15 protein-coding genes are annotated in these 21,330 nt (G+C 74.2%); 4 read left to right on the top strand and 11 right to left on the bottom strand.

Annotation, left to right across the window (positions count from 1 at the left end; genetic code table 11):
- Positions 1 to 62: 62 nt before the first annotated feature.
- From ACIP4P_RS36605 to ACIP4P_RS36575, 7 genes are all read right to left on the bottom strand, one after another.
- A complete protein-coding gene (locus tag ACIP4P_RS36605; protein WP_350513697.1) occupies positions 63 to 1,712 on the bottom strand; it encodes an RNA polymerase sigma factor in 1,650 nt (549 codons plus the stop codon).
- 651 nt (positions 1,713 to 2,363) lie between these two features.
- Positions 2,364 to 3,293, bottom strand: a complete 930-nt coding sequence (locus tag ACIP4P_RS36600; protein ID WP_400926130.1) for a FadR/GntR family transcriptional regulator — start codon at positions 3,291 to 3,293, stop codon at positions 2,364 to 2,366.
- A gap of 158 nt (positions 3,294 to 3,451) precedes the next feature.
- A complete protein-coding gene (locus ACIP4P_RS36595; RefSeq protein WP_400926127.1) occupies positions 3,452 to 4,357 on the bottom strand; it encodes a hypothetical protein in 906 nt (301 codons plus the stop codon).
- Positions 4,358 to 4,360: 3 nt separating this feature from the next.
- Entirely contained in the window at positions 4,361 to 5,932 is a 1,572-nt protein-coding gene (locus ACIP4P_RS36590) for an ATP-binding cassette domain-containing protein (protein ID WP_400926124.1), read from the bottom strand.
- A 198-nt stretch (positions 5,933 to 6,130) separates the two neighbouring features.
- Complete coding sequence (locus tag ACIP4P_RS36585) at positions 6,131 to 6,418, bottom strand: hypothetical protein (RefSeq protein WP_400926121.1); 288 nt, start codon at positions 6,416 to 6,418, stop codon at positions 6,131 to 6,133.
- Between the two features lie 140 nt (positions 6,419 to 6,558).
- On the bottom strand, positions 6,559 to 7,317 hold the full coding sequence (locus ACIP4P_RS36580) for an NUDIX domain-containing protein (protein WP_400926118.1): 759 nt from the start codon (positions 7,315 to 7,317) through the stop codon (positions 6,559 to 6,561).
- A gap of 137 nt (positions 7,318 to 7,454) precedes the next feature.
- Positions 7,455 to 9,578: a glycogen debranching N-terminal domain-containing protein gene (locus tag ACIP4P_RS36575; RefSeq protein ID WP_400926222.1), complete on the bottom strand. Its 2,124-nt coding sequence runs from the start codon at positions 9,576 to 9,578 to the stop codon at positions 7,455 to 7,457.
- Positions 9,579 to 10,297: 719 nt separating this feature from the next.
- On the opposite strand from ACIP4P_RS36575, the gene ACIP4P_RS36570 reads away from it, so the two are divergent.
- Complete coding sequence (locus ACIP4P_RS36570; RefSeq protein ID WP_400926115.1) at positions 10,298 to 11,611, top strand: alpha/beta fold hydrolase; 1,314 nt, start codon at positions 10,298 to 10,300, stop codon at positions 11,609 to 11,611.
- A gap of 31 nt (positions 11,612 to 11,642) precedes the next feature.
- Here the strand turns inward: ACIP4P_RS36570 and ACIP4P_RS36565 are convergent, their stop codons facing one another.
- Positions 11,643 to 13,154 carry a DUF4192 domain-containing protein gene (locus ACIP4P_RS36565; protein ID WP_400926112.1) on the bottom strand — a complete coding sequence of 504 codons (1,512 nt, stop codon included), beginning with the start codon at positions 13,152 to 13,154 and terminating at the stop codon, positions 11,643 to 11,645.
- A gap of 229 nt (positions 13,155 to 13,383) precedes the next feature.
- Between ACIP4P_RS36565 and ACIP4P_RS36560 the strand changes: the two genes are divergently transcribed.
- Together ACIP4P_RS36560 and ACIP4P_RS36555 are read left to right on the top strand one after the other, a co-directional pair.
- A complete protein-coding gene (locus ACIP4P_RS36560) occupies positions 13,384 to 15,579 on the top strand; it encodes a RecQ family ATP-dependent DNA helicase (protein WP_400926109.1) in 2,196 nt (731 codons plus the stop codon).
- A gap of 380 nt (positions 15,580 to 15,959) precedes the next feature.
- Entirely contained in the window at positions 15,960 to 16,679 is a 720-nt protein-coding gene (locus ACIP4P_RS36555) for a hypothetical protein (RefSeq protein WP_400926106.1), read from the top strand.
- Positions 16,680 to 16,819: 140 nt separating this feature from the next.
- Here ACIP4P_RS36555 and ACIP4P_RS36550 read toward each other — a convergent pair whose 3' ends face one another.
- The 3 genes from ACIP4P_RS36550 to ACIP4P_RS36540 form a co-directional block, all read right to left on the bottom strand.
- Positions 16,820 to 17,497 carry a hypothetical protein gene (locus ACIP4P_RS36550; protein WP_400926103.1) on the bottom strand — a complete coding sequence of 226 codons (678 nt, stop codon included), beginning with the start codon at positions 17,495 to 17,497 and terminating at the stop codon, positions 16,820 to 16,822.
- Positions 17,498 to 17,596: 99 nt separating this feature from the next.
- Positions 17,597 to 18,295, bottom strand: coding sequence for a ribonuclease HII (locus tag ACIP4P_RS36545; protein ID WP_400926100.1), 699 nt, complete (start codon positions 18,293 to 18,295; stop codon positions 17,597 to 17,599).
- A 242-nt stretch (positions 18,296 to 18,537) separates the two neighbouring features.
- The gene (locus tag ACIP4P_RS36540) at positions 18,538 to 19,089 is read right to left on the bottom strand and encodes a TetR/AcrR family transcriptional regulator (protein ID WP_400926097.1); all 552 of its coding nucleotides are present in this window, start codon (positions 19,087 to 19,089) and stop codon (positions 18,538 to 18,540) included.
- A gap of 559 nt (positions 19,090 to 19,648) precedes the next feature.
- Between ACIP4P_RS36540 and ACIP4P_RS36535 the strand changes: the two genes are divergently transcribed.
- Positions 19,649 to 21,205: an MFS transporter gene (locus ACIP4P_RS36535; RefSeq protein ID WP_400926094.1), complete on the top strand. Its 1,557-nt coding sequence runs from the start codon at positions 19,649 to 19,651 to the stop codon at positions 21,203 to 21,205.
- Positions 21,206 to 21,330 lie beyond the last annotated feature (125 nt).

The following is a 21,330-nucleotide window of genomic DNA, read 5'->3' as shown; positions in this document are numbered from 1 at the left end:
CCTTCGTCACGTACTGCCGCCGATCGGACGGGGCCGACCGGCCCGTCGATCGGTCGGACCGATCAGTCCAGGTAGTCGCGCAGCACCTGGGAGCGCGACGGGTGGCGCAGCTTCGACATGGTCTTCGACTCGATCTGGCGGATGCGCTCACGGGTGACCCCGTACACCTTGCCGATCTCGTCGAGGGTCTTCGGCTGACCGTCGGTCAGGCCGAAGCGCATCGAGACCACGCCCGCCTCGCGCTCAGACAGGGTGTCCAGCACGGAGTGCAGCTGCTCCTGGAGCAGGGTGAAGGAGACCGCGTCGGCCGGGACGACCGCCTCGGAGTCCTCGATCAGGTCACCGAACTCGCTGTCGCCGTCCTCGCCCAGCGGGGTGTGCAGCGAGATCGGCTCACGGCCGTACTTCTGGACCTCGATGACCTTCTCGGGGGTCATGTCGAGTTCCTTGGCCAGCTCCTCCGGGGTGGGCTCGCGGCCCAGGTCCTGGAGCATCTGGCGCTGGACACGGGCCAGCTTGTTGATGACCTCGACCATGTGCACCGGGATGCGGATGGTGCGGGCCTGGTCGGCCATGGCGCGGGTGATCGCCTGGCGGATCCACCAGGTGGCGTAGGTCGAGAACTTGTAGCCCTTGGTGTAGTCGAACTTCTCGACCGCACGGATCAGACCGAGGTTGCCCTCCTGGATCAGGTCCAGGAACAGCATGCCGCGACCGGTGTAGCGCTTGGCCAGCGAGACCACCAGACGGAGGTTGGCCTCCAGCAGGTGGTTCTTGGCCCGGCGGCCGTCCTCGGCGATGATCTCCAGCTCGCGCTTGAGCTTGGGGGCGAGCTTGTCGGCGGCCGAGAGCTTGTCCTCGGCGAACAGACCGGCCTCGATGCGCTTGGCGAGCTCGACCTCCTGCTCGGCGTTGAGCAGCGGGACCTTGCCGATCTGCTTCAGGTAGTCCTTGACCGGGTCGGCGGTGGCACCGGCGACGGCGACCTGCTGGGCCGGCGCGTCGTCCTCGTCGTCGTCGGAGAGGACGAAGCCCTCCGACTCCTCCTCCGGGCCGCTCTCGGCCTCGGCCTTGTCGCCGGGCAGAGCGGCGTCCTCGAGCAGCTCCTCCTCGCCGAGCAGCTCCTCGTCGCCCTTGCCGGCCTTGCCGGCGGCGGTCTTCTTGGCGGCGGTCTTCTTGGCCGGAGCGGCGGTCTTCTTGGCCGCGGCCTTCTTCGCCGGAGCGGCCTTCTTGGCCACCGCCGCCTTCATCTCGGAGACGACGGTGGTCGTCTCCTCGACGGTGATCTCGGCGGACACGGTGGGGGCGGGCGCCGCGGCGGCCGCGACGGCCGGAGCCGCGACGGGGGCACCGGGGGCGATCCGCACGGGCGGCTTGGTCGGGGCCGACGGGGCGGCCGGGGTCCGGGTGGTGACAGCCTTGGTGGCGGTGCGCTTGGTGGGGCTCTTGGCAGCAACGCTCTTGCGCTTGGCGCCGGCCGGTTCGGCCGCGCTGACCATGAGGTCCACCCCCTCCTCAATCAGCACCTGGTTGAGGCTGCGCATGACGTTCTTCCACTTGGTGACCGGGATCTGGTCCGCCTCGAACGCCTGGCGCACGTCGTCACCGGCGATCTGCCCCTGGGCCTTGCCCCGCTCGATGAGCGCCAGCAGAGCCGCGGACTCGGCGATCTCGGGGGGAAGCGAACGGGATGTGCTGGCCGACACGAACAACCTCTCGGACGATGAGTGGACTCGAACCCGTACCGGCCGCCCGAGCGGGCGGGGAAGGAGATCGCGCGTCGGACGCGCGGTGTCGATTCCGACCGACTCGGGCTTGAGGACTGGGTTTGCAGGACGGCAGCAGCGCCGCGGACCAACACAGCATTCTGACATGTTGGAGTATTCCGGAGCTGCTCCCGCTCAGGACACATCGCTGCTACTCGTCAAGTGTTACGCATGGCCTTCGTGTCGCGGGTCACACCGCTCGGCGCCCGCGGCCCGGGGCCGACATCCATCATCGCGCACTCCTGCCCGAGCTGATTGTCATGGACGGGGCGTCGGATGTCGAGGCGTTCCGCCCGGGGTGGCACCGCCCGACCCGGGTCGGAGCGACGGCGCTGATCGTTCCGGAGCGGGGCGAGGGCACCGATCGTTTTCGGAGCAGGGCGAGGGCACCGATCGTTTTCGGAGCAGGGCGACGGCCGATCGCTTCGGGTCGGGATGACCGCCGATCGTTTCGGGTCGGGTGACGCCGCCCCCGCTCGCGCCGGGCCCTCGCGGCCGACGTCGTACAGAAGCCCTCCGGCTGCGCCGTACGGCGCGACCGGAGGGCCCTGGAGGAGCGGACCGCGCCCGACGCGCCCGCTCGTGAGAACAGTCCGCTCAGTGCTCCCGGGGCGCGGGGACGGAGGGCTCCATCTCGGGGTGGACGGTGAGCAGCGCCCGCATGGCGGCCTCGCCCGCGGTGCCGTCGCCGGTGCCCAGCGCGTCCACCAGCCGGGCGTGCAGGCTGACCGAGGACTCGGAGGGGCGCTCGCAGGAGATCGTCGGACCGCCCGAGACCTGGAGGGCGCAGGAGACGATCCCGGACAGGTGCTCCAGCATCCGGTTGCCGGCCATCTGCAGGATCAGGGCGTGCAGCTCGGCATCGGCCCGGGTGTAGGTGGACAGGTCGGCCTGGGCGGCGGCGTGGCCCATGATCTCGACCAGCTCGACCAGCCGCTGCTGGACGTCCTCCCGGCCGTGACCGGCCGCGAGCCGGGCGGCCAGCGGCTCGATCGCCCAGCGGAGCTCGAACAGCTCCCGGCGCTGCTCGTCGCGCTGCGGGCCGAAGGCGCGCCACTCGATGATGTCCGGGTCCAGCAGGTTCCAGTCGCCGACCGGGCGGACCCGGGTGCCGACGTTCGGGCGGGCGCTGACCAGGCCCTTGGCCTCCAGCACGCGCAGCGACTCGCGGACGACGGTCCGGGACACCTCGAACCGCTGGCCGATCTCCTCGGGCACGAGCGGACGGTCGGCGCCCAGGTCGCCGGAGACGATCATCTGGCCGAGCTGCTGGACCAGCTGGCCGTGCAGACCGCGACCGCGGCTGCTGGTGGTCTTGCGGCCGACCCGGGCGATGTCGGACTCGGCGCCCTCCCAGCGGGGCGCCGGCGGGGTCGGCCGGTCGGCGTACGAGAAGCGGTCCAGATCGCCGGGACCGTGGATGGGCCCATCGGCGGAACGGGCGGGGGTCATGGGGTGCGCAAGGGTACTCACGCCTCCTTTGTCGGCGATCGGCAGGCGCAGCTTGAGAATTCTCGTGAAAAGCACACGAAAGGGTGATCGGCCGTGACTGGATAATTGACTTCTTATCAGGAAGAACCGCGCATTGCGGTCAGTGCTGGTCGATCTTGGTCCTTCGGGGCGCGGGGCCCGGACGCGCGGCGGCAGCCCGTCGCGGTGCCGCGCGGCACTTCGGTGCTGCGGTACTACAGCGAGCGACGGCGGACCTGGACGAACAGGGCCGCCAGCAGCAGGGCCGCCGCGGGGGCCGCTCCCACCACGAGAAGGGCCGGATCCGTCAGCGCCGCGCTTCCGGCCGCCGTCCCGCGGACGCCGCCGTACACCCAGCCGTAGGCCCATTCGAGGCCGGACTGGAAGGGCAGCAGCTCCGCCGCCCGGACCGGCCACGGGTGGCCGGTCCGGCGCAGCAGCAGGGCGACGCCCGACTCCAGCAGCGGGGGCAGCGCGCACAGCAGCAGCACCCCGGCGGTGGCGCTGCGGGTGAGCGAGGCGGTCAGCACACCGGTCCAGGCGGCCACCACGGTCAGCAGGACGAAGGCCAGCAGCGCGGCCGGCACTCCGTGCCCGGCCAGCAGCGCCAACGGGGCGAACAGCCCGGGCAGGTCGGCCGGTCCGCTCAGCCCGACGGCGCCCAGCAGCCCGGAGGCCTGGTCGGAGAGCGCACCGGGGTCCGTCCAGGCCGCCACCGTCACCCCGCCCGGCAGGGCGAGGTGCACGGCCACGGTGTCGATCAGCAGGGTGGCCAGCGCCAGCAGCGCCGCCACCGGGCCGACCACCAGCAGCTTGGCCAGCAGCAGCCGCACCCGGCGCGAGTAGGTCACCTGCGAGGCCGCCAGCCCGGGGTGGCGCACCTCGTGGCCGTAGGAGAGCGCGCCCAGCACCCCGGCGCCGAGCGCCGCGAACGGCAGTGGGATCAGCGGGACGGCGGCGGTCAGCAGCCGCACCCCGGCCGGGGCGGCCAGCGGGCCGGTCGGGGCCTGGCTCGCCAGGACGGCGGCCACGACCGCGTCGCAGAGCAGGACGGCGGCGAGCAGCAGCCAGGTGGAACGCAGGCCGCGCAGGCGGCGCAGCTCGTAGGCCAGGACACGCACGGTTCACTCGCTCCGGTGGTCGTCGGGGGTGGCGGGGGCGGCGGGGGCCTTGCCGGTGCTGACCCGGCCGAGGCGGACGGTGTCGTCGGTGAGCAGGTCGGCGGCGCTCTGGCGGCGACGCGTGGGCTCGGTCTCGGTGCGGAGTGCCTCGGTTCGGTGGGGATCCGGGTGGGCGGGCTCCGGGTGGGCGGGATCGGTGCCCACGGGCTCGACCAGGAGGGGCTCCGCCGGGGAGGGCTCGGTGTGGGCCGGCTCGGCGTGGAGGGGCCGGGCGACCGGGGTGAGGCGGGTGGCAGCGGCCGGCTGGTCACGGAAGAGCCGGTCGACGACGACGGCGGGGGTCGTGCGGGTCGTGGCGGCCTTGGCGGCCGACGGCGGGGTGGTGACCGTGGCGAGGACGGGCAGGGCGGCCGTCACGGCGGCGACGGGCAGCGCGCGGGTGCCGCGGGCCACCACCTCCTCGCGGGAGCGGCCCTCCGTCGCGGGCACGGGGACGGGGACGGTGGGCTCGGGGACAGTGGGCTCGGGCGTGCTGGACCGGCGGTCCGGGTCGGCGCCCGACCGTGCGGCCCCCGGCGCCGATTCGTGGACCGACTCGTGGGCCGGCTCATGGGGCTGTTGATGGCCCCGCTCGGTTTCCGGCTGGAGGCGAAGGTGGCCGGAGCGCCCGGAGGCGACCGGCAGGGCGGTGCGGGGCGCGGGCTGTTCGACCACCCGGTCGGCCAGCTCGTGCAGCAGGATCCCGTGGCGGTAGGCGAGTTCGCCGATCTCGGTGCGGTCGATGCCCGCCACCGCGAGGCCCGCACCACCGTCCCGGCGGACCTCGGCGCCCTGGCCGACCAGCAGGTCCGCCAGTCGCGCCATCTGGGGTCCGCGGACGGCGACCTCGGGGCTGAGCCTGGTCCGGCAGAACTCCGCGACCGGCTGGTCGGCCATCATGCGGCCGCGGTCCAGGGTGACCACCCGGTCCGCGAGTTGCCCTGCTTCCCGCGGGGTCCGGGTGGTCACCAGCACCGTTCCGCCCGCGACGGCGAAGGAGCGCAGGAAGGAGTGGAACCACTCGACGTTGCGCGGGGACAGGCCCTCGGTCGGCGCGTCCAGCAGCAGTGTGCCGGGATCGCCGAGCAGCGCCGCGGCCAGCGAGAGCCGGCGGTGCATGCCCGGCGAGAAGGTGCGCAGCCGCTGCCCGGCGACGGCGGCCAGCCGGGTCTGCTCCAGCAGTTCATCGGCCCGTCGCGCCGAAACGCCGACGGCCGCCGCCAGCATCCGCAGGTGGCCGCGCGCCTTGCGCCCCGGGTTGCCGGCCACCGCCGCTGCCCCCTCCCCCGGCCCGGGCAGCAGCACGCCGACCTCGCGCTCGGGCCGGCGGATCCGGCGGTAGGGGCGGCCGTCGAAGAGGGTGATGCCCTGGCCCCGTTCGAGTTCGAGCATCAGCCGCAGGGCGGTGGACTTCCCGGCCCCCTCGTCACCGAGCAGGACCGTCACCATCCCGGGCCGGGCGTCGAAGGTCAGATCGAGGACGGCCGGCGGCGCGCCCTTGCGATGGACCTTGGTCAGTCCGGTGATCTGGATCATCGCTGGCTGCTCCCGTGCCCTCGGCCGACCTGCTCGACGCCAGCACATTAGGGGTCAGCACCGCAGATTCCGGGCATTACCGAACCGCCACGGGCCCACCGCCTGCCCACCTCACCCGATCAGGGGACAATCCGATCCTGCGATTCACGGGCTCGGACGGTCCGACGCGCCGTCGGCGCCTGCCCGGGAGGCCGGTGGCTACGTCACCAGAAAGGCCGCGGCCCCGGGCGGGAGCGGCTGGCCGGCGCACTGCTGCTGGAAGTCCTCGGCGGCGGCCTTGCCCTCTTGCGCGAGCAGGGCGAGCTGCTCCTGCTCGGCGTCCAGCGTCTCCTGCACCGATGCGATCGTCGCCGGGGCGGCGTGCGCGGCCTTCAGGGCCGCCAGCTGCTCTTCGGTCCGGTCGGTGGTCATGGTGAGGCTCTTGAAGTCCGCCACCAGTTTCACGATGCCGTCCCGCCGGGCGGCGCACGGGTTGTCCGCGGTCATCACGGGGCTCCCAGGGTCCGATGGCCTTCGGCCCGGCGGCCGAAGCGTCCACCGACACTGTGCGCCGGGCTCGGGCCGTCGGCCCCCGGGCCGGGGCCGTTCGACGGCACGCGCGGACGGCCGTCGGGGCCGCAGGGTGCTCAGGAATCCGGGCGGAGCATGGGCGGGTTGAGGACGGTGGCGCCACCGGCGGTGAAGAGCTGGGCCGGGCGCCCGCCCTGACGGGTGGTGGTGCCGCCCGAGGGGAGGAGGAAACCGGGGGTGCCGGTGACCTTGCGGTGGAAGTTCCGCGGATCCAGGGCCACGCCCCAGACGGCCTCGTAGACCCGGCGCAGCTCGCCCACGGTGAACTCGGTCGGGCAGAAGGCGGTGGCCAGGGAGGAGTACTCGATCTTGGACCGGGCGCGCTCCACGCCGTCGGCAAGGATCAGGCCGTGGTCGAAGGCCAGCGGGACCCCGTCGGCCGGGCTCTCGCCGAGGAGCTCGCCGACCGGGGCCCAGCGCGCACTGCTGGCGTCGCCACCGGCCCGGGGGGTCGGGAGGTCGGGGGCGAGCACCAGGTAGGCGACGCTGACCACGCGCATCCGGGGGTCGCGCTGCGGGTGGCCGTAGGTGGCGAGCTGCTCCAGGTGGGCGCCGGCCGCACCGGGGCCGACCGCCTCGTGGCCGGGGGCGGAGTGGGCGCGCAGCCCGGTCTCCTCGGCCAGCTCGCGGGAGGCCGCCTCGGCCAGGCCCTCGTCCGGACGGACGAAGCCGCCGGGCAGCGCCCAGTACCCCTGGTAGGGCGGCTCACCTCGTCTGACCAGCAGGGCGCAGAGCGAGTGGTCGCGCACCGTCAGAACCACCAGGTCAACCGTGACAGCGAAGGGCGGGAAGGCCGACGGATCGTAGCGCGACATGGCGACGATCATAGTCGTCTCTCTGACGATAAGCACAGGCCCGTTCACGGAGCGCGCAGCACCGGTGACCGGGGCCGCCCGGGGCGCGGGCTCGCGCCCCGGGGGTCGACCGGCCCGGGCGCGGGCCTGGCCGGATGTCAGCGGGCGACCAGTTGAAGGTCCGCGGAGGCCTCCTCGACCATCGCCACCCCGATCCGGCTCACCCGGACCGAGAAGGGTTCGCCCGCCACCCGCAGGCCGGTCAGTTCGAGCTCGCCGAGCGGGGCGGTGCTGGCCGGGCGCACCAGGACACGGCCGCCCGGAACGTCCGGCCGGACTCCGGCGAGCGCGAACACCGCGTGAACAGCTCCGGCCGCGGAGACCGCCGCCGGGCGGCAGGCGGCGGGGTGGGGCACCGGTGGACTGCCGGGGGTGCGCTGCTCCCCGGCGTACATCTCCGGCAACCGACCCTCGAAGTGGGCGGACGCGGCGAGCAGACCCTCCAGCAGGGCGCGGGCCTCGTTCTCGTGGCCCGCCTCGGCGAGTCCGGCGATCGCCAGCGCCGTCTCGTGGATCCGCACCGCGCCACCCCGGTGGCCCAGCGGGTTGAAGCGCGGGGACTTGGCGCTGAGCGTCCGCAGGCCCCAGCCGCTGTCCAGCTCGGGTGTGACCAGGCGCTGGGCGAACAGCCTGGTCTGCTCCCGGTCCAACAGGCTCTCGTGCCGGCCGCCGTCGGCGGCGAGCCCGGTGTCGAGCAGGTGCACCAGCGAGGAGGCGAGGGCGGGCAGCGGTTGGCCGCCCGGGGCCAGCCCGGCGGCGGGGCGGCCGCCGGAAAGGTCGTCGATCCAGAACCGCTCGCGGAAGCGCCCGCGCAGGTCGGCGGCCCAGCTCCGCCAGTCCCCGGCCCCCGGCCTGGCGAAGGACTCCAGCAGTTCGGCACCGTGCAGGGCGGCGCGGTGGGCCTGCGCCTGGACCTCCGCGCGGGCGGCCACCGGCTGGGCGGCCCGGTCCTCCACCGGACGGCTGAGGTCGGTGACGAAGCCGTCGACCAGGCCCTCGCGCAGGGCGGTCAGGGCCCGTTCGGCGGCCGGGAGCAGCTCGGCGACCTCCGCCCGGGGCAGGCCCCAACGCCAGGCCTCGGCCAGCACCGTGACGAACAGCAGGGTGGCCTCGGTGGCCGTGCAGGTGGGCGGCAGCTCGGGGCCGCCGTGCCGCAGCGCACCGGGCAGCAGCCCCTCGGCGCGGCCGGGGGCGGGGGCGAGCTGCTGGCGGCGGGCCAGCGCGCGGAGGGTGCCGGCGGCGAGCCGGGTGCCGAGCGGGAGGGTCAGCCGGGCGGCCCACAGCGCGTCGGCCGGGGCCAGACCGAAGCGCCAGGGCGCGCCGGAGGCCGGGTAGAGGTCGGTCGGGCGGTCCGGGTCGGCGAACAGCAGCCCGCCGAGGGCGTCCAGGGAGCGGTCGACCAGCAACGCGGCCCGTGGGTCGTCGCTGCGCACCTCCGGTTCGGCCCAGGGCAGCGGGACGCCCGTGCCGCGCCCACCGGGCGGCCGCGGGCCACCGGGGACGCTCTCCAGTTCGGCGCGCAGCTCGACCGACCAGCGGGCGCCGGGCTGGACCTCCAAGTCCCAGCGGAGCACTCCGGCCCCGGCCAGGACGGCGTGCGGCGAGGGCTTGGCGCTGACCACGGCGCTGTGCACCGGACCGGACCAGCGCAGTCCGGCGGACTGCACCTGGCCGGGCAGGTCGGGCGGGCGGTGCCCGGCGGCGATCTCGGCGACCGGGCCGAGGTCCGTACCGAGGGCGATCTCCAGCGGCAGCCGGGCGGGCCGGGCCCCGGTGTTGCGGACGGTGACCGTCTCCACGCCGTCGGCGTGGCGCAGCCGCTCGACGGTGAGCGCCGGGTCCGGGTCGAGGTCGCCGGGGAGGCGGACGGCGCCGAGGAAGCGGGCCTGGGCGGTGCTGGTCAGGGTGCCCTGGAGCGGCAGCGGCTCCATGCCGCCCAGCCGCAGTTCCATCCGGGCCAGCACCCGGACGCCGTTGCGGTAGAAGCCGTGCAGGCCGTGGCCGCGCAGTTGGCCGTCCGGGCCGGAGGCGGCCATCGCGGGGGCGTTGACGCAGAGCAGCGTGTGGTGGACGGCCGGGGGCTGCGGGCGCGGCGGGGGCGCGGTGCGTCCGGGGCCGGCGGGGGCGCCGACGGGCACGGCCACCGGGACCTGGTCGGGTCGGCCGGGCGGTCTGGGCGCGCCGACCACGCTCTCGGCCGGCATGGCCTGCAGTGGCCTCATGGCGGTCACCGGACTCTCCTCCCCTCGGCGGTCCGGTGGCCGGTCAGGCCGGTGGGCCGCGAGCATGCTCGATCGCGTGCTGATGATGCCTGGCCGACGGGGCCTTCCCGTCGGCGGGTGTGCCGTGTCTGGCCGTACCCGGCGGTGGGTCGTGCCATGCGGTGTGCGGCACCGGACCGGTACCGGCGCGCCGCGCCCTTGCCCTCGGACACGTCATGGTGCCCGGCACACCGTCAGGTCCGGTAACCCGGCCTGTCGGTGACGCTCCGCCCGCGACGACCCGCCCCCCGCGGCCCGCATCGGACGAGCCGACGGGCCGCACCCGGCCGGCCCACCCCGCCGACGACCGGCCGCCCGGGAACCGGGCTGCGGCCGGACACCGACCGGGCACAGGCCCCCCGGGGTGAACGCCGCGCACCGCCGCCAGGTCACGCCCACCCTGACCGCCATTGGTCGCGTCCGGCGGACCGGACCGTCGCGCCGCCCCTGTCGAGCCGTCACGGAAGCCTCCGCCGGGGCCCCGAGGCCGTCCATCCCCGGAACTCGGCGCCGGGCGGGCCGGGGCCCGGTCGCGGCCGAGGGCCCGGTCCGGTCAATCGAGGCGGTCGAACCTGTGCTCGACCGCGGTCAGGATACGGTGCGAGGGTCGCGGCGCCTGTACCCGGTGACCCCGCGAACCGCGACGCAACCGCTGTGACCAGCAGAGACCGAGGAGTTGCATGTCCACCGTCAGCAAGCTGCCCGGGATTGTCACGACCGACCACGTCTTCCAGGTCCCGCTCGACCACGCCTCCCCGGAGGGGGAGCAGATAGAGGTCTACGCCCGCGAGGTGGTGGCCGCCGGCCGCGAGCAGGACGACTTGCCCTGGCTGCTCTTCCTCCAGGGCGGGCCCGGCGGCAAGGCCCCCCGCCCACTCGGCCGGGACAACTGGCTGGACCGCTCCCTGGACGACTACCGGGTGCTGCTGCTCGACCAGCGCGGCACCGGGCGGTCCACGCCGGCCACCCGGCAGACCCTCGCCCGGCGCGGCGGACCGCAGCAGCAGGCGGACTACCTGGCCAACTTCCGCGCGGACTCGATCGTGCGGGACGCCGAACTGATCCGTCACCGACTGCTCGGCGCCGACCGCCGCTGGAGCGTGCTCGGCCAGAGCTTCGGCGGCTTCTGCGCCCTCACCTACCTCTCCTTCGCCCCCGAAGGCCTGACCGAGGTCTTCCTCACCGGCGGCCTCTCCGGCCTGGACCGTTCGGCCGACGACGTGTACCGCGCCGCCTACCCGCGCGTCGTCCGCAAGAACGAGGACCACTACGCCCGCTTCCCGCAGGACGTCGAGGCCGTGCGGCGGATCGCCGCCCACCTCGCCGACTCCCCCGCGACCCTGCCCGACGGCGGGCTGCTCACCGTCGAGGCCTTCCAGGTGCTCGGGCTGGGGTTCGTCGGTGGCAGCGGTTCCGGATCGCTGCACCACCTGCTGGAGGAGGCCTGGGTGGAGGGCCCGGCGGGCGCCGAGCTCTCCGACACCTTCCTGGCCGGTGTGCAGGCCCGGCTCTCCTTCGCCGAGAACCCGCTGTACGCCGTGCTGCACGAATCGATCTACGGCCAGCGTTCGGTGGACCAGGGCGGCACGGCCTGGTCCGCCGAGCGGGTCCGCAAGGAGTACCCGCAGTTCGACGCCCGGGCGGCGCTGGAGTCCGGCGCGCCGGTGCTGTTCACCGGGGAGATGATCTACCCCTGGATGTTCGAGACCGACCCGGCGCTGCGCCCGCTGAAGGAGACCGCGGAGCTGCTCGCCGCCCGCACCGACTGGCCGGACCTCTACGACCCCGCGCGGCTGGCCGACAACACCGTGCCCGTCGTGGCGACCGTCTACCACGACGACATGTGCGTGGACACGGCCCACTCGCTGGAGACCGCCCGCGCGGTGCGCGGCCTGCGGGTCTGGGTCACCAACGAGTGGGAGCACGACGGCCTGCGGGTGAGCGGCGGCAAGGTGATGGACCGACTGATCAAGATGGCCCACGGCGAGGCGTAGCGGCCTTCCGGCCGGTGGGGCGGCGAGTGGTTCAGTGCGCACCGCGAACCCCTCTCGCCGCCCGCCGGCTGCTCCGGCACCGGTGGACTCCGGTGCCGGAGCGGACCGCTGCCGCCGAGGCGCAGGCCCCCGCCCGGCCGAGCCGAACTCCCCGGGCGGGCCTGCCCTGCGCCGCCGGGCCGCACCCGGGCGCCGGAAGCACCGCGACCGGTCCGGTGCCCCTCGCGTCCTCACCCGGCTCACCGGAGCGCCCGGGAGCGTCGGGGCCGCGATCGGCCGGGGCCGACCCCGTGGAGGTGCCCTTCCGCCGACCGCCCCGTCGCCGTCGGCGAGCGCCGCCCGGGGCCCGGCCCGGCCCCGGCGGCGACTCCGGCCCGCCGTCGGTCACGAGGCCGGACTCGGGCTCAGGGCCGAACTCAGGACCCGGCTCAGGCCCGGACTCAGGACCGGCCGCACGCTCCTCGCGCCGCCTCCGTTGGGCTTCGACGGCGGCCAGCAGCGCCCCAGGCGCCATGCCGTCGTTCATGGACTCGTACAGCAGCTCGGCCAGCAGGTAGCCCGGGGACAGCCGCAGGACGTGGCCGAGCACCACCCGGGCGGTGGCCGTGTCCCCCGCGACCCAGGAGGCCCAGGCCAGCAGGGTGAGCGGGGCCACCGCGCACCCCTCGTACGGCGGCACCGCGCGCCGGGCGAGGAAGCGCCAGAGCCGCTCGGCGGGGGCGAGCTCGGCGGGCCGGACGTACTCGACGCCGCGGTCCCGGGTGAGGCGGTCCCGCAGGGCGAACAGCAGCCGGGCCGTCCGCTCCTCGTCGAGCTCCCGAGCGCCGGCCGCGAACTCGGCGAAGGCCTGCTCCAGCAGTTCGAGGCCCTGCTCCCGGGTGACGGCCCCGGCCCGCGGCTCGGCGCCCACCAGCGCCTCGCGCTGCGCGGCGTCCTCCGGCGGGCCGACCGGGGCCAACCCGCCGACGATCGCCTTCCGACTGCCGCGCGGCACCAGGCCGGCCACCGTCGCGGCGGCGGCCGCCGGGCCCGGATCGGGCCCCCGCCGCACCGGGTTGCCCGCCGGATCGCAGCACCCCTCCCGGCGGCAGAGGAAGGACCACCAGCGGCCGGCCGAGACGCACAGCGACTCCTTGACCGGCACTCCCCTGCGCCCGAAGGCCGCGCGCAACTGGTCGGCCAGCGGACGCAGGCCCTCCACCGGCGGCGGGGCGTGCGCCGGGACCGGGTCCTGGCAGAGGTAGAGGAGCACTTCGAGCGGCCGGCTGCCGTGCCGCTCGGAGAGGGCGAGCAGCAGGGCCGCCGTCTCCTCCGCCGCCGCGGGCCACTCCGCAGGCGAGACCGGGAGGTCCGCCCGGATGACCCCGCCCTGGTGCAGGTCGGGGCCCTGGAGGCCGACCGCGACGATGCTGTCGTCGGGGTAGAACCCCAGGAGGTAGGGCAACAGTTCGGCCATGTCGGCCGGACCGCGCATGACGACCGGCCGCTGCTCGGAAGCGGGGCCGAGGGACAGGGTGACGTGTTCGTTGTTCATCGCGTTCATGGCCGCAAGCGTGGACGCCGTCCGCCACCGACCCCGGAATTTTCTTTTTTCCTGTGGATAACTCGGCCCGCGAATTTTCGTTCGCTCATTCGGAGCACGCCAAACCCACTCCGGTCAGTGAATTTCAGCAGCCGTTCAGCGGATCAGCGGATGAAATCCACTCCACCTTCCGCTTCACCGTCCAAGCCGCATTCGCCGCTTGTCGGCGGCATGGGGTTACATCGACGCCATGCAGCAGCCCGACATCCACAGCACCGAAACCGCCGACCGCGCCGAGGTCCGGGCGCGGGCCGAGGCCGTCCTGCGCGAACTGGCCGGTCCCGCCGCCAGCCTGCGCGAGGACCAGTGGACGGCCATCGAGGCCCTCGTGGTCGACCACCGCCGCGCCCTGGTCGTCCAGCGCACCGGCTGGGGGAAGTCCGCGGTCTACTTCATCGCCACCGCACTGCTCCGCGCCCGCGGCGCCGGACCGACGGTGATCGTCTCCCCGCTGCTCGCCCTGATGCGCAACCAGGTCGAGTCGGCGGCCCGGGCCGGGATCCACGCCCGGACCATCAACTCGGCCAACACCGAGGAGTGGGACGAGATCCAGGCCGAGGTCGCCGCCGGGAAGGTCGACATCCTGCTGGTCAGCCCGGAGCGGCTGAACAACCCGGACTTCCGCGACCAGGTGCTGCCCAAGCTCGCCGCCTCCACCGGCCTGCTGGTGGTCGACGAGGCCCACTGCATCTCCGACTGGGGCCACGACTTCCGCCCGGACTACCGCCGGCTGCGCACCATGCTCGCCGACCTGACGCCCGGCGTCCCGGTGCTGGCCACCACCGCGACCGCCAACGCCCGCGTCACCGCGGACGTCGCCGAGCAGCTCGGCACCGGCACCACCGACGAGCGCGCCCTGGTGCTGCGCGGTCCGCTCGACCGGGAGAGCCTGACCCTGGGCGTGCTCGCCCTGCCCGACCCCGCGCACCGGCTCGCCTGGCTGGCCGACCACCTCGACCGGCTCCCCGGCTCGGGCATCGTCTACACCCTGACGGTGGCCGCCGCCGAGGAGGTGACGGCCTTCCTGCGCGAGCGCGGCTTCCCGGTGGCCTCCTACTCCGGCCGCACCGAGGACGCCGAGCGCCGCACCGCCGAGGCCGACCTGCTGGCCAACCGGGTCAAGGCGCTGGTCGCCACCTCCGCACTCGGCATGGGCTTCGACAAGCCCGACCTCGGCTTCGTCGTCCACCTGGGCTCGCCCAGCTCGCCGATCGCCTACTACCAGCAGGTCGGCCGCGCCGGGCGCGGGGTGGACCGGGCGGAGGTGCTGCTGCTGCCCGGGCGCGAGGACGAGGCGATCTGGCGCTACTTCGCCTCGCTCGCCTTCCCGCCGGAGGAGCAGGTGCGGCGCACCATCGACGCCCTGGCCGAGGCCGGCCGACCGCTCTCCACCGCCGCCCTGGAGCCCCGGGTCGACCTGCGCCGGGCCCGGCTGGAGACCATGCTCAAGGTGCTGGACGTGGACGGCGCCGTCCGCCGGGTCAAGGGCGGGTGGACGGCCACCGGGCAGAGCTGGGAGTACGACACCGCCCGGTACGCCAAGGTCGCCGCCTCCCGGGAGGCGGAACAGCGGGCGATGCGCGACTATGCGGCGTCCACCGGCTGCCGGATGGAGTTCCTGCGCCGCCAGCTGGACGACGAGCAGGCCGTGCCGTGCGGGCGGTGCGACAACTGCGCGGGGCCGCTGCACACCCCGGAGGTCACCGCCGAGACCCTGGCAGCGGCCCGGGCCGCGCTCGGCCGCCCGGGCGTGAGCTTCGAGCCGCGGCGGCTCTGGCCGACCGGGATGGAGGCGCTCGGCGTGTCGCTCAAGGGCCGGATCCCGGCGGGCGAGCAGGCGGAGACCGGCCGGGCGCTCGGCCGGCTGTCCGACATCGGCTGGGGCAACCGGTTGCGCACCCTGCTCGCCGAGCAGGCGCCGGACGTGCCGGTGCCCGGCGAGGCGGTCGACGCGCTGGTGGCGGTGCTGGCCGACTGGGCGCGCGGCCCCGGCGGCTGGGCCGGGCCCGCCACCACGGAGGGCACCCGGCTGGAGCGTCCGGTCGGCGTGGTGACCATGGCCTCCTCGACCCGCCCCCAGCTGGTGGGCAGCCTCGGCGCGCGGATCGCCGAGATCGGGCGGATGCCGCTGCTCGGCCGGATCGAGTACGCCGGTGGACTGCCCCCGCACGGGGCCCGCAGCAACAGCGCCCAGCGGCTGCACTCCCTGGCCGGAGCTCTCGTCCTGCCGCCGGAGCTGGAGCAAGCGGTGGCGGCCGCGGGCGGGCCGGTGCTGCTGGTGGACGACCTCGTGGACTCGGGGTGGACGGTCACCGTGGCCGCCCGGCTGCTGCGTCGGGCCGGGGCCGGCGCGGTGCTGCCGCTGGTGCTGGCCGTGCAGGGGTGACCGGACAGGGGTGACCGGGTGGCGGCCGGGCGCCGCCCACCCGGCCGCCTTCACTCGAATGGCCTAACGGAAAGGAGCCCGCAGGGCGATTTCGATCACACCGGAGACCCGACCCGAGAAAGGGGTGCCCACCATGTCGACGACGGTTCGCGATGCTCTTCACACGGTGTGGATCAAGGCCGGACGGCACCTGAAGCTCGCTCGGGCCACCGTGGAACATATCCGGCAGAACATGGGCTATCGGGTGGCGTTCATCATTTCATCGTTGCCGCTCCGGCCTCGTTGCCCCGAGAATTGGGAGGTACCCGAAACCCGGTCCACCGGACCCGCCCTCCGGCGTACCCAGGCACCCGCCTGCCCACGGGTCAGGAAGGAGGATCGTGATCAACGGTATCGGCCGAGGTCAGCATCCCCTCTCCGGGAGGTCGGCGCCGAGACGGCAGCTGGACCTGGAGACCTGGACCGCCTCGGGGATCCCGTTGCTGCGCGATCCGCGCGAATTCGTGCTGGAACTGCACCAACGCCACCTGCCCCAGCCGGGCACGGTCGTGGTGGCCGTCCTGGACGCGCTCCACCACCTCGCCGCCTCGGCCTCGTTCACGCCCTGGCCACACGACACCGACGGCTGGCAGCACCGGAACGCGCTGCTGACGCACCTGCGCCGGATCACCCCGCACGACCTGCGCCTGCCCGAGCCGACCCGGACGGCCGTGCTGCTGCGCTGCCGCGACGGCGCGCCCGGCTGGACGGAGCAGGACGGCGCCTGGATGTGGGCACTGCGGGACGCGGCCGGGCTGCACGGGCTGCGGTGCGGCTCGTACGTCGGGCTCACCCCGACGGGCTGGCAGATCCTCGGGGACGGACGGGGCGGGCGCAATCCGCACGCGGGTTCGTGGGCGGACGGCCCGGTGCACACCGTGACGGAGCTGCCGCCGCGCTCGGTACTGGACGAAGCTCCGCGCAGCCAGCGCGCCCGCCAGCAAGCCGTCGAACAGGCCAAGCGGGCCGACGCACCGCAGCGCTCCCCGCAGTCCGAGCCGCCGTGGATCCCGGCCCGGGTCAACGCCGTCCGACCGGGCCGCCGCACCGGCACGCGCTGAGCGGCCCGGGGCGACCGTCCGAGAACACGCCCGGAACAGGACCCCTGGCGCCGCAGCGAGGCGGCACACCGAGGACGGACTCCGGGCCCGGCACCGTACGGCACCGGGCCCGGAGTGGACGAGGACTGGCGGCGCTCCGGTCAGGCCTTGACCGGGCGCCCCGGCGCGGCTCCGGCCGACGAGGCGGCGGCCGGGCCGGCCTCCCCGCAGACCACCAACAGGGCGGTGGCGCGGCCGAGCGCCTCGGTGTACGCCTCCGCGGCCCGGGCGGGCGAACCGCCATTGACCACCAGGACGACCACCTCACGGCGGGCCGGCCGGGTCAGCGCGGCGTCCGCGTAGAACACGTCCCCGCCCTCGGTGAGTTGCGCCCAGTAGCGCTGCTCACCGAAGGAGAGCTCGTGCTGCTGCCAGGGGTGTGCCTCGCCGACGGTCAACACCAGGATCTCGCCCGGGTTGCGGCCCGAGTCGAGCAACTGGTCGACCGTCCCATCGGCGCGTTCGAGCGCCTCGGCCGGGACGGCGGCGATGCGCCGGACCTCGACCTGCGGGACGGCGGGGGCCGGGCGGCGCGGTGCCGGCCCGGGCTTGGGGATCAGGCGCGGCGGACCCGAGCGGTCGGCACGCGGCGGTGCCGGGCGGGGCGCCGAACGCGGGCCGGGCACCGGGAGCGGCGCGGCGGCAGTGGTGGTGGGTGCGGTGGGCGCGCCGCCGGTGGCAGGCGCGTGGAGGGCTTGTGCGTCCGACTCGCGGGGGAAGGGAACGCCGGGGCCCGGGAGGCTCTCGTGAATCTCCGGCTCCTCGGGGAAGACAGGCATACCCGGATATCTATCAAATGCCGGTCGAACGCGCACGGGCGCCCCACCCATTGGGCACCAAGCATCCGCGACCCCACCGGGGCAATTCCAGACGGACCGTCAGAAACCGAGCGTCAACTGTTCGTCGGCGGATCCCTGACCCGCGCCCGGAACGTCCCGACCGCGCTTCAGATGACGCCACTGGGGCAGCGCGTCCAAGTACGACCAGGAGAGCCGGTGGTGCTCGGTGGGGCCGAGTTCCTCCAGCGCGGCGCGGTGCACCGGGGACGGATAGCCGGCATTGTCCGCGAAGCCGTACTCCGGGCAGTCCTCGCCCAATTCGGCCATCAGTCCGTCGCGGTGGACCTTGGCGAGCACCGAGGCGGCGGAGACGCAGATGCAGGACTGGTCGCCCTTGATCACCGTGCGGACCCGCCAGGGGCCGCCGAGGTAGTCGTGCTTGCCGTCCAGGATCACCGCGTCGGGCTCGACCGGAAGGGCCTCCAGCGCGCGGACCGCGGCCAGTCGCAGCGCCGCCGTCATGCCGAGTTCGTCGCACTCCTGCGGGGAGGCGTGACCGAGCGCGTACGCGGTGACCCAGTCGGCGAGCACCGGCGCGAGGGCCTGGCGGCGCAGTTCGGTGAGCAGCTTGGAGTCGGTGAGCCCCTCCGGCGGCTTGCGCAGGCCGGTGACGGCCGCGCCGACGGTGACCGGTCCGGCCCAGGCGCCGCGACCCACCTCGTCCAGCCCGACCACGATCTTGGCGCCGGCCCGGCGGAGGGAGCGTTCGACGGAGTGCGTCGGCGGGACGATGGGCATCACGGACTCCGTTCGGCAAAGCAGCCCCGTGGGGCGGAACAGCCCGGTCGGCGCGAGGCGGCCCGGTCGGGCCGGGCAACCCGTTGGGCGGGCGGCCCGCACCGGTGGGGCGGTCTCCAGCCTAAGCCCGCCGACGGGCACCCGGTCCCGCCCGGCCCCTGAGCCCGACCGCTGCCGCAACGACGGTGACCAGGGCGACCGGCGACCACGGTCACCGCAGCCACGACGCCCGGCCGACGGCCTTACGGCTGCCGGACCATCGGGATCAGCACGTCGTCCACCAGCCGGACCGCATAGTCGGGGGCCGGCCCCTGATCGGAGACCTTGACCTGGTACATCAGCATGGCCGGGACGACGTCGGCGACCAGCGGGGCGACCGCACCGGGCCGGACGTCGCCGCGCTCGACGCCCCGGCGGAGGATGTCCAGGATGGTGTCCTTGGTCGGTTCGATCACCCGCTGCGCGATGAAGTCCTTGAACACCTCGGCCTGTTGGTGCGAGAGCTCCGCCATCAACGTGTGCAGCGCGGCGCCCGCCCGGGAGCAGATCGCGTCCGTGAACAGCTCGATGAGCTGCAGCAACTCCGCCCGGGCGGACCCGAGATCAGGGATCCCGTGGAGGCGTGGCAGAGTGGAGTCCAGGGCGTCGATGACGAGTTCGACCTTGGACGCCCAACGCCGGTAGAGCGCGGCCTTCCCGGTCCGTGCCGCACCGGCGACGCCTTCCATCGTCAGTCGGGCGTATCCGCCGGAGGTGAGCTGGTCGAGCGCGGCCTCGAAGATCGCGTTCTCCAATTCCTTCCCCCGCCGCCGCACCGGACGCGCCAACGCCTCCCGGACGGCCCGCCCCCGACACCGGGGGTCCGGCTCCGCGGCGGACCCGCCAGACTTCTCCGACCTACCAGACTTCGCCGACCGGCCAGACTCCTCCGGCACCCCCGACGCCCCGGGTTCCGCAGGTACCGGTGACGACGGGCCCGCATCCGCCGGTCGGGCGGACGCCCGGTCCACCGACAGGCGCCGCATCAATCGCTCCATCCCCACCATCCTTAAGGAACGCTTGCGTTCACTATCAAGCCCAGGCTATCGTCCAGATTAGTGAACGGCACCGTTCCTTCCTAGCCTGCGTCGCCACGCAGCAGCACCTTCGGGCCCGCGAACCACAGCGCGGCCGACGCATCACCGCACCGACATGCCGAAGCACCGACATGCCGAAGCACCGACATGCCTGCGCACCGCCGTACCGACGCAGTGCTGCACCCACGCACCGCCGTACCGACGCATCACCGTATCGACGCACCGCCGTACCCACGCACCCACAGCACCGAGCACGTAGCCAGCAGGGGGCACATTCGTGGCTATCACCGACACGCTCAGCAAGAACTCACCACCGAAGGGCGGCCAGGGCCGGGGGAAGGGCATCACCCTGACCGTCATCGCGGCCACCCAGCTCATGGTGGTGCTCGACGCGACCATCGTGAACATTGCGCTGCCGCACATCAAGGACGCGCTGAACTTCTCCACCACCGACCTGTCCTGGGTCATCAACGCCTACACCCTGACCTTCGGCGGCCTGCTGCTGCTCGGCGGTCGCGCGGGTGACATCCTCGGCCGCCGCCGGGTGTTCATCTTCGGCACCCTGCTGTTCGGTCTGGCCTCGCTGCTGGGCGGCTTCGCCCAGGACAGCACGCTGCTGCTGGCCGCCCGCGCACTCCAGGGCATCGGTGGCGCGATCTGTTCACCGACGGCCTTCGCCCTGATCGCCACCAACTTCGAGGAGGGACCGGCCCGCAACAAGGCGTTCGGGGTCTTCTCGGCGGTGGCCGGTTCGGGCGCCGCGATCGGTCTGCTGGCCGGCGGTCTGCTCACCGAATACCTGAACTGGCGCTGGGTGTTCTTCGTCAACGTGCCGATCGCCGTCCTGATCGCGATCGCCGCGCCGCGCTACATCGCCGAGTCCGAGCGCCACCCGGGCCGCTTCGACCTGCCCGGGGCCTTCGCCTCGACACTCGGCCTGGTCGGCCTGGTCTACGGCTTCATCCGGGCCGCCAACCCGGACTACGGCTGGTCGGACGGTCTGACGATCGGCTCCTTCGTCGGCGGCGCGGTCCTGCTGGTCGCCTTCTTCGTGATCGAGCGGCGCACCGACCAACCGATCACCCCGCTGCACCTGTTCGCCAACCGCAACCGCACCGGCGGCCTGGTGATGATGCTCTGCCTGGCCGCGGCCATGTTCGGCATCTTCTTCTACGTGGTCCTGTTCGTGCAGGGACCGCTGGGGTACAGCCCGCTCAAGGCAGGCGTGTCGTTCCTGCCGATCAGCGTGTCGATCATCATCGCCGCGCAGATCGCGTCCGCCCTCCAGGCCAAGTACGGCCCGAAGCCGTTCATGGCGGGCGGCGCGCTGCTGGTCACCATCGGCCTCACCTGGCTGACCCAGATCCACAAGGACAGCGGCTACCTCGACGGCGTGCTCGCCCCCACGGTGATCTTCGGCTTCGGGATGGGCCTGATCTTCGTCCCGGTGATGCTGATCGCGGTCGCGGGCGTCCCCGGCGAGGAGACCGGCGCCGCCTCGGGCCTGCTCAACTCGATGCAGCAGATCGGCGGTTCGCTCGGCCTCTCGATCCTCACCACGGTCTTCGCGCACTACGCCGTGCCCGAGGCCAAGGCGCAGATGCCCGCGTTCCTGCACTCGGCCTCACCCGACCAACTGGCGTACCTGCAGGACAAGCACGACTTCCCGCCGGGTTCGGACGCCGCCAACTCGGTGCTCGCCCAGGGCATTTCGCACGGGTTCATCGTGGGCGCGGCACTCGCCGGGGTCGCGCTGCTGGTAGCGATCTTCGCGATCAAGGCGAAGGCCAGCGACCTGCCGAGCGGCGACAGCGCCGGCGTGGCGATGCACTGACCCACACCTGACCCACACCGGAACCGCCGCGGGGGGGGGGGGGGGGGGGCGCGCGCCCCCCCCCCCCCCCCCCCCCCGCGCCCCCCCCCCCCCCCCCCCCCCCCCCCCCCCCCCCCGCCCCCCGC

This window comes from Kitasatospora sp. NPDC089509, assembly GCF_044749365.1.
Classification (GTDB): Bacteria; Actinomycetota; Actinomycetes; order Streptomycetales; family Streptomycetaceae; genus Kitasatospora.
Note: the sequence above shows the minus strand (reverse complement) of the source record. Positions and strands in the feature narration are given on the sequence as shown.